Origin of the sequence: Campylobacter concisus, from assembly GCF_002912425.1 — a bacterium.
Lineage (GTDB): Bacteria > Campylobacterota > Campylobacteria > Campylobacterales > Campylobacteraceae > Campylobacter_A > Campylobacter_A concisus_AH.
On sequence record NZ_POYR01000142.1, the window covers coordinates 1 to 14,620 of the forward strand.

Annotated in this window: 13 protein-coding genes; 4 read left to right on the forward strand and 9 right to left on the reverse strand. The window is 41.7% G+C overall.

The genetic code is table 11. The features are described from left to right. From CYP84_RS07860 to CYP84_RS07885, 6 genes are all read right to left on the reverse strand, one after another. On the reverse strand, window positions 1-288 hold a 288-nt coding region (locus CYP84_RS07860; protein WP_343211054.1), incomplete at its 3' end, for a restriction endonuclease. A 389-nt stretch (window positions 289-677) separates the two neighbouring features. Further along, window positions 678-1,397, reverse strand: coding sequence for a fumarate reductase iron-sulfur subunit (locus CYP84_RS07865; RefSeq protein ID WP_004317555.1), 720 nt, complete (start codon window positions 1,395-1,397; stop codon window positions 678-680). Then, window positions 1,390-3,408, reverse strand: coding sequence for a fumarate reductase flavoprotein subunit (locus CYP84_RS07870; protein ID WP_004317497.1), 2,019 nt, complete (start codon window positions 3,406-3,408; stop codon window positions 1,390-1,392). Before CYP84_RS07870 ends, CYP84_RS07865 begins: the two co-directional genes overlap by 8 nt. Before the next feature lie 14 nt (window positions 3,409-3,422). Continuing rightward, window positions 3,423-4,121, reverse strand: a complete 699-nt coding sequence (locus CYP84_RS07875) for a fumarate reductase cytochrome b subunit (RefSeq protein ID WP_035160410.1) — start codon at window positions 4,119-4,121, stop codon at window positions 3,423-3,425. Between the two features lie 119 nt (window positions 4,122-4,240). Continuing rightward, window positions 4,241-5,056, reverse strand: a complete 816-nt coding sequence (gene lgt, locus CYP84_RS07880) for a prolipoprotein diacylglyceryl transferase (RefSeq protein ID WP_103568585.1) — start codon at window positions 5,054-5,056, stop codon at window positions 4,241-4,243. A 36-nt stretch (window positions 5,057-5,092) separates the two neighbouring features. After that, a complete protein-coding gene (locus CYP84_RS07885) occupies window positions 5,093-5,728 on the reverse strand; it encodes an IMPACT family protein (protein WP_103605926.1) in 636 nt (211 codons plus the stop codon). A 126-nt stretch (window positions 5,729-5,854) separates the two neighbouring features. On the opposite strand from CYP84_RS07885, the gene galU reads away from it, so the two are divergent. The 4 genes from galU to CYP84_RS07905 all read left to right on the forward strand — a co-directional run bounded on the left by galU (window position 5,855) and on the right by CYP84_RS07905 (window position 10,093). Continuing rightward, window positions 5,855-6,676: a UTP--glucose-1-phosphate uridylyltransferase GalU gene (gene galU, locus CYP84_RS07890; protein WP_009294249.1), complete on the forward strand. Its 822-nt coding sequence runs from the start codon at window positions 5,855-5,857 to the stop codon at window positions 6,674-6,676. Further along, the gene (locus CYP84_RS07895) at window positions 6,673-7,893 is read left to right on the forward strand and encodes a glucose-6-phosphate isomerase (protein WP_103637182.1); all 1,221 of its coding nucleotides are present in this window, start codon (window positions 6,673-6,675) and stop codon (window positions 7,891-7,893) included. Before galU ends, CYP84_RS07895 begins: the two co-directional genes overlap by 4 nt. 3 nt (window positions 7,894-7,896) lie before the next feature. Then, window positions 7,897-8,442 carry a DUF1287 domain-containing protein gene (locus CYP84_RS07900; RefSeq protein WP_103637183.1) on the forward strand — a complete coding sequence of 182 codons (546 nt, stop codon included), beginning with the start codon at window positions 7,897-7,899 and terminating at the stop codon, window positions 8,440-8,442. A gap of 61 nt (window positions 8,443-8,503) precedes the next feature. Then, window positions 8,504-10,093 (forward strand): ABC-F family ATP-binding cassette domain-containing protein, encoded by a 1,590-nt coding sequence (locus tag CYP84_RS07905; RefSeq protein ID WP_084109401.1) that lies wholly within the window; start codon window positions 8,504-8,506, stop codon window positions 10,091-10,093. Window positions 10,094-10,296: 203 nt separating this feature from the next. Here the strand turns inward: CYP84_RS07905 and CYP84_RS07915 are convergent, their stop codons facing one another. The 3 genes from CYP84_RS07915 to CYP84_RS07925 all read right to left on the reverse strand — a co-directional run bounded on the left by CYP84_RS07915 (window position 10,297) and on the right by CYP84_RS07925 (window position 14,495). Next, window positions 10,297-10,974 (reverse strand): DUF4272 domain-containing protein, encoded by a 678-nt coding sequence (locus tag CYP84_RS07915; protein ID WP_103637227.1) that lies wholly within the window; start codon window positions 10,972-10,974, stop codon window positions 10,297-10,299. A 39-nt stretch (window positions 10,975-11,013) separates the two neighbouring features. Continuing rightward, the gene (locus CYP84_RS07920) at window positions 11,014-12,360 is read right to left on the reverse strand and encodes an FAD-dependent oxidoreductase (protein WP_103637184.1); all 1,347 of its coding nucleotides are present in this window, start codon (window positions 12,358-12,360) and stop codon (window positions 11,014-11,016) included. 128 nt (window positions 12,361-12,488) lie between these two features. Next, entirely contained in the window at window positions 12,489-14,495 is a 2,007-nt protein-coding gene (locus CYP84_RS07925; protein WP_103611137.1) for a TonB-dependent receptor domain-containing protein, read from the reverse strand. Window positions 14,496-14,620 lie beyond the last annotated feature (125 nt).

Below are 14,620 nucleotides of genomic sequence, written 5' to 3' on the forward strand. Positions count from 1 at the left end.
AATTTGACTTGTTTGGACTCCGACATTATGCTTTATCATTAGTTTGGCTAATCTGTCACCATCTATTAAGACCACGCTAAAGTTTTGACTATCTTTGGCAAACGTTTGGGCCTCTTTTGTAAATTTTGCCGTTGTAATAAAGACGCCTTTTTTGGTATTTTTATTTGAGATAGCGCCGATGAACTGCTGTATCTCTTGCCTGCCTATGTTGCTACCATCTTTATATCTTTTTGCTTGGATGTAAATTTTAGAAAGTCCTAGCTCATCTTCGTCTATTATGCCATCTATCCACCATCTGGACCTTTGTTTGTAGAACTTCCGGCTTCATAGTCCATTTTTTCTAAAATGCTAGATAAATTTTCATCAATTTTTTTTAATCTTAAAAGCTATAATCACCGCATGAAATATATAAGCTTAACAGAGTTTTTCTCTGATAATATCAACTTATTTATAAACGTGTTCGCTTCATTGTTTGCGCTATTTTTTTACTTTAGCACCGGATTTGATCTTTTATTTTTTATTACTTTACCACTTGGCTATATAATGGGTATAGTATTGTCGTTTCCGCTTTTAATATTTGTATTTTTCTTATTTGCGGCACTAGATATTTGTATCTGTATCTTGGTCTCTGCTTGCAGAGTATTTAAATAAATTTGGGGCTTTTTACAGCCCCTTTGCTACTTTATAGCAGCCATTTTTCTACGCATATAAGCTATGCGGCTCTGAAGTGGTAAGTGTTTTGGACAGTTGTCTTCGCAACCAAGCAAAGTCATACAACCAAATACGCCATCATCATCGCCGATTAGCTCGTAAAAGTCCTCGTCAGTTCTCTTATCAAGTGCGTCTATCTTAAATCTAGCAACCCTGTTTAGACCAACAGCGCCGATGAAATCAGGTCTCATGATAGCTGTTCCGCAAGATGCAACGCAAATTCCGCACTCTATACAGCGATCAAGCTCAAAAACTTCTTGAGCGACTTCTGGCTCAACTTTCTCTTCAAGCTTAGAGATATCTGTCTCATGATCTGTGTGTATCCAGCTCTCGACACGCTTACTCATAGCGTTCATCCAGTTGCCAGTATCTACACTTAGATCTTTTAGTAGTTTAAAGACTGGCAAAGGCATAAGCTCGATGACACCACTTTCAAAGTCTTTTGTTAGGGTTCTGCAAGCTAGGCTTGGTTTGCCATTTACTAGCATGCCACAACTTCCACAAATTCCCGCACGACAAACAAAGTCAAAGCTAAGATCTGGATCAAATTTCTCACGAATTTGATTTAACGCGATAAATAGCGTCATACCATCAGTCTCTTCAAGCTCATAAGTCGCAAAATGAGGCTTTGAAACTTTGCTTAAAGGATTGTATTTAAAAGCTTTTATGGTTATTTTTCTACTCATTTCCTATACCTGCTCTTTCATTTGGTGCTTTATATTTTGGTTGAAGGTCATAGTGCATCAAAGCCTCTTGAATTTCTTGTCTGCTCTTACCTTCTGCTTGCATTTTCTCGCGAATTTCATCGACCTCTTTTTGGCGGATAGCGCTGTTTGGATGCTCGATGATATTTCCTTTTGCACCATAACCTCTAAATGCTGGCGGCATCTCCATCTTCATGATATCAAGTGGCTCATAAGTGATAGTTGGCATAGTGTCGCCTTCTTTCCAGCTTGTAAGCGTTCTGTTTAGCCAGTTAAGGTCATCTCTCTTTGGATAGTCTTCACGGCAGTGAGCGCCACGGCTCTCTGTTCTATCAAGCGCACCTTTTGCGATACAAAGCGCTAGTTTTAGCATCTTTGGCACACGGTAAGCCTCTTCAAGCTCTGGGTTGCCAAATAGTGCTTTGTTGCTTACTTTTACATCAAGTGACTCTTTATATAGTGCTTCAAGCTCTTTAACAGCAAGCTCTAGACCTTTGCCTGTTCTAAATATCGCAACGTGTTCCCACATTACCTCTTTCATCTTGTTTTTGATGTCAAAGACGTTAAATTTACCCTCTTTTGTGACGAGGCTATTTAGATAGTCTTCTTGTTTTTTAACAAATTTCTCGATATCAGCTGTGTTTATCTCGATCTCGTGGCTAGCGCAGTAATCTGCAAAATAATCACCAACGATCATACCAGCGACAACTGTCTCAGAAACTGAGTTACCACCAAGGCGGTTAAAGCCGTGCATATCCCAGCAAGCAGCCTCACCAGCGCTAAATAGACCAGCTAGTGTTGGGCTCTCGCCAGTTGGTTTTGTCTTGATGCCGCCCATTGAGTAGTGCTGCATAGGTAGGATCGGTGCCCAGCCTTTGCCACGCTGATGTCCTGTCTCATCGGTATATACTTCAGTGTCAGCAGGATCGATGCCGTTAAAAATTTCGCAAATTTCTTGAACGTCACGTAAATTTTTCTCGATGTGTTCGCGTCCAAGGATAGAGATATCAAGCCAAACGTGATAGCCATAAGGGCTAGGTACGCCTTTGCCTGCACGGATGTGCTCCATGATACGGCGGCTAACGACGTCGCGGCTAGCTAGCTCTTTTTTCTCTGGCTCATAATCAGGCATAAAGCGGTATCCATCAACGTCACGTAAAATTCCACCATCACCGCGGCAACCTTCTGTTAAAAGAATGCCAGATGGGACGATCGGAGTTGGGTGAAACTGAACAGCTTCCATATTGCCAAGCTGAGCTACGCCAGTCTCAAGTGCGATCGCAGCGCCGATACCTTCGCAAACAACAGCGTTTGTAGTGTGTTTATAAACTCTACCATAACCGCCAGTTGCTATAAGTGTGCCTTTTGAAACATAGGCTGTGATCTCGCCATTTACTAGGTCACGAACGATCGCGCCGTAACAGCGGTTATTTTGGTGTATCAAAGCGATCGCCTCTTTGCGGTCGTGAATTTCTACATTGTGCTTAAGTGCTTCGTTTGCAACAGCAAAAAGCATGGTGTGACCAGTTGCGTCAGCTGTGTAGCATGTTCTCCATTTTTTTGTACCACCAAAGTCACGTGAGTGGATAAGGCCATGAACCTCTTCTTTTTCAACGATAGTTGTCTTTTGAGCGTTTATGATAGCGCTTCTTTCGCCTTTTGTAATCCTAGTCCAAGGCACACCCCAAGCTGCAAGCTCACGAATCGCTTTTGGAGCAGTTTGACAAAACATACGTGCAACTTGTTGATCACAACCCCAGTCGCTACCTTTTACTGTGTCAGCAAAGTGTACATCTTCGTTATCGCCTTCACTCATTTTAGAGTTACCAAGGCTTGCTTGCATGCCGCCTTGTGCAGCAGCAGAGTGAGAGCGTTTTACAGGGATGAGGCTCAAAACTACGGTGCTTAAGCCCTTTTCTCCAGCAGCCACAGCAGCTCTAAGACCAGCTAGACCACCACCAATTACCAATGCGTCATAATATTTTACATTCATCTTCTAGCTCCTTTTTAATGGCTGATCCACACGAAATCGGCGATTAGCGCGATCACAGCAAGTATGCCATAAATGACAAATACAACTGTCTTTGCCTTATTTCTTTTGGCAAACATTTCGTGTTTATTTACGCCATCAATGCTTACCCATTTGACATATAAGCGGTACATGCCAACGCTAGCGTGAACGACCATGAAAACAAGTAGTGCGAAGTAGAAAATTTCTAGTTTGTGAAAAGCAGCGGCTGATTTGTCAGCAGTGATGTGTCCGCCAAAGATGATGTCGATGAGGTGGGCGCTTGCTGCAAAAAATAGAGCAAAACCTGTTAAAAACTGAAACCACCAAAGTGTGGTATCAAGGTGCTTCATGCGGTCTTTGTGGCCTCTAAACATTAAGTATTGTCTATAATTTGCAGGAAATTTTCTCATTGCCAAGAAGGCGTGAGTTACAAAAACTACAAAGATAACAGCAGCTATAACATTTGTGATCCACCAAGTGGCCTCGCCAAATAAAAATTTAGCCTCTGCAAATCCTACGACAGCGTTAAATGCGTCTTTGCCAAGTAGTATAGTAGAAGTAAAAACCATATGGCACAATATGAAACAGGCTAGAATAAATCCTGTAATACTTTGCCATCTATCCCAAGCGGCTGGAGTGCGGCTTTTTTTGCCGTCCGACCGTTTCCCCAAAAAACCTTCTATAAGCCCGGTCATGAGCCCTCCTAAGAAATTTGAAATAAGTTATCATTTCTTAATACTAATTTAAACATTAGCATTAATTGATAAAGCTAATGTTATCAGAACTTTACTTTAATAAATTTTAAATATTGACATTAAATTTTCGTAAATCTCTTGTAGAGTTTAATATAGACAAAAATTCCGAACCCGCACATAATAAGTGATAAAATTTGCCCCATTGATAGACCAAAGATAATAAATCCAAGTCCAGAATCAGGCTCTCTGTAAAATTCACAAATAAATCTTGCAAATGTGTATAAAATGGCGTAAAGTGCTATGAGTTCGCCATTAAATTTCTTATATTTTCTATATAAAAATAAAATGACAAAAATAACTAAACCTTCTAAGAATGCCTCGTAAAGCTGGCTTGGATGTCTTGGCTGACCAAAGACGTTTATCGCCCAAGGCACGTCTGTGACTCGTCCAAAAAGCTCTTGATTTAAGAAATTTCCTATCCTGCCAAAGGTGTAGCCAAAAGGTATGCAGATGGCGCAAAGATCAAGCAATTGCCAAGCATTTTGCTTATATCTTTTGCAAAATAAAATTGTCGCTAACAAAAAGCCAACCACAGCGCCGTGATAGCTCATGCCGCGAATTCCTATAAACTCGCCGTTGTGGATTGGATTAAAAATTTGCCAAGGCTGCGTTAGATAATATCCCGCTTCACCAGAATAAACTAAAACCCAGCCAAGCCTAGCGCCTAAAATAACGCCTATCTCTACCCAAAAAAAGTAGTTGTCTAAAAGTTGATTTGAGATAGGGATATCATCTTTTTTAACGAGATACTTTGCCATGGCAAGTGCTAAAACAAGGGCTAAAATATACATAAGCCCATACCAGTGCACGCTAAAGCCAAAGAGGCTAAAGGCGACTGGGTTAAAGTGGTTATAAATGTCGTTCCAAATTTCCATTTTTTACTTTCTTTTTAAATTTATGCGATTTTACAATTAATAAATAAACAGCGCCTTGCTGCCAAGTGGTAAGGCTAGAAATTTAAACTCGCTTGCTTCAAATTCTTTGCAAAATTTAAATAACTCGGCAAACTCGGCCTCGTTTAAATTTACGCTCCAGATCGCTCCAAGGTCGTTAAATTCTCTTTCAAACTCGCTTAAATTTTTAGTGGCGAAGTAGTGCTCAAAGCGGCTCATCAGCGAAAATGGCGTAAAAAATTTAACCTCATCTTTTAACTCAAATTTCATCACGCCACCATCTTTTATGGCTTCATTTATCGCTTCATTCACAGCCCCTGAGTAGGCCCTAACAAGCCCTCCAGTGCCAAGCTTTATCCCGCCAAAGTAGCGAACTATCAAGACCCCAACATTTATAAGCTGGGCTCCTCTTAGCGCGTTTAGGCTTGGCTGGCCGCTAGTGCCCTTTGGCTCGCCATCATCGCTTTGATTTTCAACGATTTGTCCGTATTTGTTTAGCTCCCTTGTCGCCCAAACTACGTGAACGGCCTTAAAATGCTCCTCTTTTAGGTGTTCGTGCAAGCTTTTAAACGAGCTTATCGGGCACAAAAATGCTAAGAAATTTGACTTTTTTATATCAAGCTGGGCTTTAAATATCCTATCAATCGTCTGCAAATTTGCTCTTTTTTAAAAATTTTAAAAATCTTATCAATTTGCTAATTAAAGCCTTGTAAATTCAGACAAATTTATATTATTAAGGAAAAGATAGTAGAATTTTGCAATTTTTTACGAAGGACTAAAATGATACAAACTTGCCTGTTTCCAGCGGCTGGATATGGAACGAGGTTTTTACCAGCTACAAAATCACTCCCAAAAGAGATGTTGCCGATCCTTACAAAACCGCTCATTCACTACGGCGTTGATGAGGCGCTTGAGGCTGGCATGGACAATATGGCCTTTGTCACAGGACGCGGAAAAAGGGCGCTTGAGGACTATTTTGACATCAGCTACGAGCTAGAAAAAGAGATCGCAGGCAGCTCAAAAGAGTCACTGCTTAGCGAAGTTAGAAATTTAATGAGCTCATGCACATTTTCATTTACTAGGCAAAATGCTATGAAAGGGCTTGGACACGCCATTTATACGGGCAAAACTCTAGTTCGAGATGAGGCTTTTGGGGTCATTTTGGCAGATGATCTATGTATAAATGAAAATGGCGAGGGCGTGCTTTCGCAAATGGTTAAAATTTATGAAAAGTATCGCTGCAGCGTCGTTGCTGTAATGGAGGTGCCAAAAGAGCAGACTAAGTCTTACGGCGTCGTAAGCGGTAGGTTTATAGAAGATGATCTCATAATGGTCGATGATATGGTTGAAAAGCCTGATCCTGCCGAGGCTCCGACAAATTTAGCGATAATTGGCCGCTACATCCTAACGCCAGATATTTTTAACATCTTAGAGCGAACAAAGCCAGGCAAAAACGGCGAAATCCAGATCACAGACGCGCTAAAAACGCAGGCAAAAGATGGCATGGTGCTAGCTTATAAATTTAAGGGCAAGAGGTTTGATTGTGGCAGCATAGATGGCTTTGTTGAGGCTACAAATTTCTTTTACGAGCGCAGTAAATGATAGAAACTTCATTTAAATTTAACTTTGCAAGCAGCGAGGTCATCGACTGCTACGCCAAACGCATAAACGACGAGTACGAAAGCGGCGAGATAGGCTACTACCACCTGCCAGTGCTTGGGCAAAATTTACTTGGCGAGATCGAAGAGTATGAAAAGGGACTAGCTCATATCAAAAATGTAGTACTTGTTGGCATTGGCGGCAGCAGTCTTGGCGTAAAGGCGCTAAAATCAATGCTTGAAGGCACAAAGGGGATAAAAAGAGAGCTTTTGTTTTTAGATAACGTCGATCCTTGCAGCTACAAAAGCGCGCTTAGTGGGCTAAAATTTGACGAGACACTTTTTATAATAAGCTCAAAATCAGGCAACACGATCGAGACGATCACTATTTTTAAGTGCTTGCTTGATGACTTTAAGCCTCAAAATTTAGGCAAAAATTTCCTCATCATAACTGATCCTGGCACAAATTTAGAAAATTTTGCCAAAGAAAATGGGATCAAATTTTTTAACATCCCAAAAAACGTTGGCGGTAGATTTAGCGTGCTAAGTGCGATCGGCCTTGTGCCTCTTGGTATCTGTGGCTACGATATAAAGGCGCTTTTAGATGGCGCGCTTGCTTGCAAGAAGCAATACATTGAGCAAAAAGATAGCTCCATAGTCGCAAAAGCCTACCACTACGCTACTAGCAGAAACGCCAGCATAAATGTCATTTTTAGCTATTGCGATAGATTTTTTGAATTTAACGACTGGTATGTGCAGCTTTGGGCTGAGAGTCTTGGCAAAAAACGAGGCTATAAAAGGGTCGGACTTACGCCAGTTGGACTTGTCGGCAGCCGCGATCAGCACAGCTTTTTGCAGCTTATCATGGACGGCGTAAAAGATAAGAGTGTGACATTTATAAAGATAAAAGATCACGCAAGCGACAAGACTATCCCAAATTTAAGCCTAAAAGGGCTTGAAGAGTGCGATTTTGTGGCAGGTCTAAGCCTAAATGAGCTCATAAATTTGCAGTGCGACGCGACGGCTATGGCGCTCGTGCAAGAGGGCATAAGTGTCGATACTATCACGCTTGAGAGGCTTGATGAGTTTCACGCTGGCTGGCTCATTTTTTACTACGAGCTACTAACCTCGGCTACTGGTATCATGCTAGGCATCAACACCTACGATCAGCCAGGCGTTGAGATAGGAAAACGTATCTTAAAAACCATGCTTTTAAAGTAGAAAATGAAGAAATTTCTACTTTTAGCTATTTTTGCCACGCAAATTTTTGCCTTTTCGGCGAGTAAATTTGTAAATGACGCTAGGTCGCAGATCGGTGTGACGCTAAGCTATGATCCAAGCTACGAGCGGCTCGCCTATCCTATGGGCGACGTGGATATCAAAAAGGGCGTTTGCACCGACGTTGTAGTAAGGGCTTTGCGGCATCAGGATATGGATCTGCAAAGGCTTATTTTTGAAGATATGAGTAGAAATTTCGCAAGCTACCCTAAAAAATGGGGACTTAAAAAGGCTGATAAAAACATCGATCACAGGCGTGTTTTAAACATCGCTACCTATCTAAAAAGAAAAGGTTTTGAGGTGAGTGATGATAAATTTTTACCAGGCGATATCGTCACGTGGATGCTACCAGGAAATTTGCCTCACATCGGTGTGATCTCAGATAAATTTTACGCCAAAACACCGCTTGTCATCCACAATATCGGCTCTGGCGTGCAAGAAGAAAACATACTTTATAGCTACAAGATCACGGGGCATTTTAGGCTAAAGTAGCAAATGGCTTTTTAATCAAATTTTAGGCAAAATCGCAAAAAAATAAATTCAAGGAAAAATAATGTTAGAAGTTAGGGGACTTACTCAAAGATTTGCAAGTAGTTTGCTATTTGAGGATGTAAATTTAAAGCTAAATCGCCACAACAGATACGGACTAATCGGTGCAAATGGCGCTGGTAAATCGACATTTTTAAAAATTTTAAGCGGAGCTATCGAGCCAACTAGCGGCGAGATCATCATAGAAAATGGACTAAAGGTTGGCGTGCTTGGTCAAGATCAGTTTGCGTTTGAAAATTTCACACTAAAAGATGCGGTGCTTTATGGCAACAAACGCCTATATGACGCTGTAAAAGAGAAAGAGAAGCTCTATATGAGCGAGGAATTTACTGATGAGATAAATGAGCGCTTAAGCGAGCTTGAGATGATAAGTGCTGAAGAAGACCCAAGCTACGAGTACGAGACTAGGATAGAGAAAATTTTAAGCTCGCTTGGACTAAATGAATTTGATAAGCTGATGAGCGAGGTTGAAAACTCAGATAAAGTTAAGGTTTTGCTAGCTCAAGTGCTCTTTCCAAAGCCAGACATCTTGTTCTTAGATGAGCCAACAAACAACCTTGATATAGACGCGATCGCATGGCTAGAAAACGAGCTAAACCGCCACGAGGGCACGCTTGTGGTTATCAGTCACGATAGGCACTTTTTAAATAGAGTTTGCACAAATATTTTGGATGTGGATTTTAAGAAAATTCGCGAGTTTTCAGGCAACTACGACGACTGGTATATGGCTGCAAATTTGATCGCAAAGCAGCATGAGATGGAGCGTGATAAGAAGCTAAAAGAGAAAGAGGAGCTGGAGAAATTTATCGCGAGATTTTCAGCAAATGCGAGCAAGGCAAAGCAGGCGACTTCACGTGCAAAACAGCTTGAAAAGCTTGACATAGCAGAGATTGCAGTCTCAAGCAGGCGTGATCCAAGTATTCTATTTCGTGCAAACCGCGAGATAGGCAATGAGCTAATAGAGCTTAAAAACGTAAGTAAGAAATTTGATGATAAAGTGATATTTGAAAATTTTAACTTTAAGCTCGAAAAAGGCGACAAGCTAGCTATCATCGGTCATAACGGCGTTGGTAAAAGCACACTTTGTAAGATCATAATGGGCGAGATAAAGCCTGACGCGGGCGAGGTGCATATAGGTGCGACCATCGAGCTAGGATATTTTGCGCAAGATACGGTAAATAAGATAGATGGCGAGCTAAAGCTTTATGAATATTTGCAAGATGCCAAAAACAAGGACATCGACGAGATCAGAAAGTGCCTTGGCAGGATGCTCTTTAGCGGTGCCGAGCAAGAAAAAGCAGTCGGAGCACTAAGCGGTGGTGAAAAACACCGAGTAAGACTAGCTCAGCTTATGCTTCATAGGCCAAATTTACTTGTCATGGACGAGCCAAACAACCACCTCGATCTTGAGGCTATTATCGCACTTGGTGAGGCATTTTATAACTTTAATGGCTCAGTCATCTGCGTGAGCCATGACAGGGAGCTGATAGATGCCTTTGCAAATAGAATTTTACACCTAAAAGGTAGTGGCGAGGTTGTTGATTTTAAAGGCACGTATGAAGAATACAGAGCAAATTTAGGTCTTGAGAGTTAGTTTTTTACCGTTTAAACCGCGCTAAGCTAGTTAAATTTGCTTAACACTTATTGCGACATACGAGCATTTTAGTCACTTATTAAAGGCGAAGTAAAAAGCAAGCTCTGAGTTTCCAAAACCAAAAGAAGCTCGCTATCTTCGCTTTCCGATAGCATTTACGTTAAGATAAATTTTAAGCTCATTTGAGCTTAAAATTTCTTACATCAAGTGTTTAGATCAGGATAGTCCCAGCAGTTAAACTCAGCGCTCAAGTCGTCATTTTCCTGCCCTTTGCAGCATAGCCACTCAAGCCCTGCTCGCCTCTCCATAACGACCTCTTCGTCAAGTCCAGCCGCCTTTGTGCCATTTACTCTTGCATTTACACACGCCCAGTGGTAGCGATAAACTAGATCGAGCTTACTTAAAATTTCATCCATACTGCGAAGCTTTGAACGGCTTTTTAGCCTGCCCTCTCTAAAGACATTCATCACAAACTCGCAGTCACAAATTTTATCCATCTGGCCGATATCTTCGGCTATACCAAGCGCCCAAAGCAAGATCCAAAGCGACTCATATTTCCAGCCCATATTAACAGCCGTGTCCATATCGGCTCTGTCTTCAACGACCTCTTTTTCTTTTACGCTTAGTCCCTCGTAGGCATCACCCAAAAAGCTCTTTGCCCACGCCATATTTTCTTCGCCCAAAGAGCCCTCATCACGGATCGTGCAAGCACACATGATCGCTGTAAATGAGCAAACTGCGCGCTTTATTATCTCGTCAATATCTCTTGGCGTAACCTCGCTATTTTCATAGCGAAGCGGCAAGCTCTCAAGCACCGCTACGCCCTCTTTTTTTAAAATTTTTATGTTCTCATCTTTTCTTTGTTGTGCTGTTTTTGGCATATCCGCACCTCCTTTAAAAATATCAAACACTCCCATTTCCTACCCAAAAAACTCGGCGTTAAATTTCTCTTCGTCGAAATTTTTGCCCAAAAATTTACAAATTTCCTCCATATCAGCCCTCGCCGTTTCAAAACAGCTAGTAGCCCCTGGGCTTGGCGTCATATTAAAGCTTATGCCCTCGCCTGTGCTGATCTTGCCCTCGCCAAGCTCTAGTCTTTTTTTATTGCGGTCGATCACCTGCGGCCTTACGCCACCAAAATTTACAGCATAGCTTAGGTCGTTTTCGCTTAGACTTGGCACGATCTTTCTAGCATCTTTAACAAATTCTTTTTTGTTGATAAATGGCACTTCAAACAAGAAATTTCTTAGTATATAGGACCTTATGTCCTCGTCTTTTAGTAAATTTGTAAAGACTTCAAGGACGTTTTTGTCAAATTTTAAGCACTTTAAGAAGTCAAAAAAGCTAGAACAGCCGTGAAATCTCTCAAGCTTTGGTATGACAAGGGCAGTTGGGCCAAAGCGAGTGTTGCCATTAGCTAGGATGTCTGGGTCGCCATGAAGCGCGGCAAATGGTAGCTTGTCGTTTTGCACCATATAGACTTTGCCGTTTAGCAGGCGCTTGTTAGCAAAGTAAAAGCTTCCAGCAACTGGCAGCGTGCTAAGATGTAGCCCATAACCCATCTTGTGAGCTAGAAATAGCGAGTGCGCACCAGCATCGACTACGACGTAGTTTGCTGTGATCACCTCGCCGTCATTTATCTTGATGTGAAAGGTATCGCCCACCTTTTTCATATCAGTCACTTCTGAGCTTAGGCTGATCTCATAGCCATCTCCGCCTAAATTTAGCGCATTTTGAACGAGCGAATTTGCCACGCCGCCAAAGTCCATCGTCGTATACTGGCCATTTTGCGCGCCTATTGCGATGATATTTTCAGGTCGCTCATTGCCATTTGCGTCAAAAACGACGTTTGGCTCGATCTGTTTTAACTTCTCTTTGTCATAAATTTCAAGATAAGGAAATAGCTCTTTAAAGCTATCATATCGCTCCTTGATGCGCTCTACTTCGGCATCTCCGATGGCTAGCGTCATCTTTTGATGAGCAAACATATATTTGCCCTCTAGGTTGTATTTTAGGGCATATCTTACTGGCATATTTGCCACTTGTGAGACCTTTTTTGCCTTTTCTAGCGTGTAGTTTGTCTCGATATCGCCGCAGTGGATGGTCTGTGAGTTGCCCTTGCCACTTGAATTTAGCGTCGCTACGCCGTCATATTTTTCTAAAAGCGCGACCTTTTTTATATCGCTAAATGCAGCCAACTCGTAAAAGAGTGCCGTCCCGCTAATGCCCGCTCCAACAATTGCCACTTCAAAGTGCTTTTGCCTCATTTTCTCCCCTGAAAGTTTAGTCGCACAAATGATACTATATTAAATTTAAATCAAACAGCAAAAAGCGAGGCGTGAAAAATAGGCTGTGTAAAAGTGAAATTTGGCAAGGCTTTCACCTTGCCATAAAGCTAAAATTTATAAGAGACATTTACTTTGAAATTTCTACCTGGCTCCCAGTCTACGTAGTTTGGATCGCCTGTATAATCAGCCGTTCGTTGTGACTGCGAAGCGTATGCTTTGTTAAAGAGATTGTAAATTCCAGCATTTATCTCAAGCCCTTTAAATTTACCGCTACTTGGCGCATAGGTAGCGTAAATGTCGCTAACTGCGTAGCTTGGTATCTTGACATTTTTGTCGTCGCCAGCTGAGACGGTATTTTTCGAGGCAAAGTAGATTAGGTTGTAGCCTATTAGCGTATCGATCCTTGAAAACGCGTACTCTGCGTTAAATGTGTATTTATCGCCTTGATCTCGGTAACCAATGATGTTTGAGGTGTAGTAGCTGCCATTTGATTTTGCAACCCTATCTTTATATTTTACCTTTTGGTGAGTATAGCTAGCAGCTAGGCTTAGTGCGTCTAAATTTAGCCTTGCAAGTAGCTCAACGCCGCTTATATCGGCCCCACCAGCGTTTATCCTGACTAGAGTTTGATTTACACCACCACCTGCTGCGTTGTTATCGACTATTAAATTTTTATATTTTGTCATGAAGTATTTTGCAGATAGGCTATATGAGCTAGCTTCGCTTATGTCGCCATGGTATTTAAGCCCAGTCTCATAGCTGTTGCCAGTGGTCGCTTTTAGGTCTTTATTTGCCGCCCAGTTTAAAGCCCTGCCCCTACTACTTCCACTTGCCATCATCGACTCCATGACGTCAGGTCCTCTAAAGACCCTAGCATAGCTTGCAAACGCGTTAAGTCCTTTAATGATCTCATAATCAAGCGCAAGCGCTGGTGTAAATTCGTTAAATTTATATGTGTAGCTCTTTACATTTCCAGCTCTGCCGTCGTAGCTTTTTAGCTCGTGATGAGTGTATCTGATACCAGGAGTAACGGTTAGCGAGCTAAAATTTAGCGCATCTTCTGCGTATATTGAGTAGTTATTTACCTTTTCTGGGTAGTGATTGTCTGGTTTGTTGAAATTTTTACTTTGATAAAACTCAGCACCATATCTAAAAGTCTGCGTCAAAGCGCCGCTCTCTACTACACTTTTAGCCTTTGCATTTATGCCGTTCGTCTCTACGCCCCATTTTGAATCATCGACCCTTTGATGTCTTGTGTTATAAGCCGTTACGTCCAAATTTAAAAGATCGCTTGGCTTATACTCATATTTTAGCGTTGTTGTGTCGCGCTCATACTTGCGGTTATCGACACTATTTGAGCCACTATACCAGCTGCCAAATTCTGCTCTTAAAGGGTAAAGACCCTTAAATTCATTATGCTCTCTTGAGATAGAAATTCTATGCACATCAAGGAAGCTATAACCAAGCTTTAGAAGATAGCTAAGGTCGTTGCCATCGCCGCCTATCTTTCTTTTATTACCACTTTTGCCATAGTCATAGCCCTTGTGATTAATAGCTGCTATAAAGTCAAGCCCTTCAACTGGGGCAGTAAAAAGCATAAGGCCTTGAGAAAATTCGCTGTTATTTGAGGCGTATCCTGTCTTTATCTTTGCACCGATCTTCTCGCCGCTTTCTAGCAAGTCTTTTGCATCGACCGTTTTAAAGGCGACTGAGCCACCAAGCGCGCCTGAGCCATTTACGACCGATCTTGAGCCAACCTCGACGTCTATTGCCTTTATGAGATCAGGGTCGATCAGCAAGTCGGCGTTGTGGTGAAACGTGTTTCCATTTTGTTTCGCGCCATCTATCGTGATATTTAGACCGCGGTCACTTACGCCTCTCATATAAATTTTTTGATTCATGCCGTTTGTGCCGCCCACATAGACGCCAGGGATGTCCCTCATCACGTCTTTTGCTAGGCCAGCGTTTCTAGTTGAAATTTTGATATCATCAACGCCGTATCCACCGCTGCTACTTGTCACCTCAACACCGCTTAGCACGCTCTCGTCTGCTGCGTTTGCACAAACTGCCAAGCTTGCTGCAAGAGAGAGCTTAAATAAGCCCTTAAATCTCATCTCTCCTCCTAGTTTGATTATTAAAATTACTATTTTAGTTTATAGTCTAATTTTGAAATTGAATATTATAATTTTAAATATAAATTTCAGGTAAAAATTTAAAATAAATGCGATTTTATAGCTAT

Excerpts from the sequence above, each read along its gene's own strand:
- CYP84_RS07865 (WP_004317555.1), bottom strand. The coding sequence starts at position 1,397 with ATGAGTAGAAAAATAACCATAAAAGCTTTTAAATACAATCCTTTAAGC.
- CYP84_RS07870 (WP_004317497.1), bottom strand. The coding sequence starts at position 3,408 with ATGAATGTAAAATATTATGACGCATTGGTAATTGGTGGTGGTCTAGCT.
- CYP84_RS07875 (WP_035160410.1), bottom strand. The coding sequence starts at position 4,121 with ATGACCGGGCTTATAGAAGGTTTTTTGGGGAAACGGTCGGACGGCAAA.
- lgt (WP_103568585.1), bottom strand. The coding sequence starts at position 5,056 with ATGGAAATTTGGAACGACATTTATAACCACTTTAACCCAGTCGCCTTT.
- galU (WP_009294249.1), top strand. The coding sequence starts at position 5,855 with ATGATACAAACTTGCCTGTTTCCAGCGGCTGGATATGGAACGAGGTTT.
- CYP84_RS07895 (WP_103637182.1), top strand. The coding sequence starts at position 6,673 with ATGATAGAAACTTCATTTAAATTTAACTTTGCAAGCAGCGAGGTCATC.
- CYP84_RS07900 (WP_103637183.1), top strand. The coding sequence starts at position 7,897 with ATGAAGAAATTTCTACTTTTAGCTATTTTTGCCACGCAAATTTTTGCC.
- CYP84_RS07905 (WP_084109401.1), top strand. The coding sequence starts at position 8,504 with ATGTTAGAAGTTAGGGGACTTACTCAAAGATTTGCAAGTAGTTTGCTA.
- CYP84_RS07915 (WP_103637227.1), bottom strand. The coding sequence starts at position 10,974 with ATGCCAAAAACAGCACAACAAAGAAAAGATGAGAACATAAAAATTTTA.
- CYP84_RS07920 (WP_103637184.1), bottom strand. The coding sequence starts at position 12,360 with ATGAGGCAAAAGCACTTTGAAGTGGCAATTGTTGGAGCGGGCATTAGC.
- CYP84_RS07925 (WP_103611137.1), bottom strand. The coding sequence starts at position 14,495 with ATGAGATTTAAGGGCTTATTTAAGCTCTCTCTTGCAGCAAGCTTGGCA.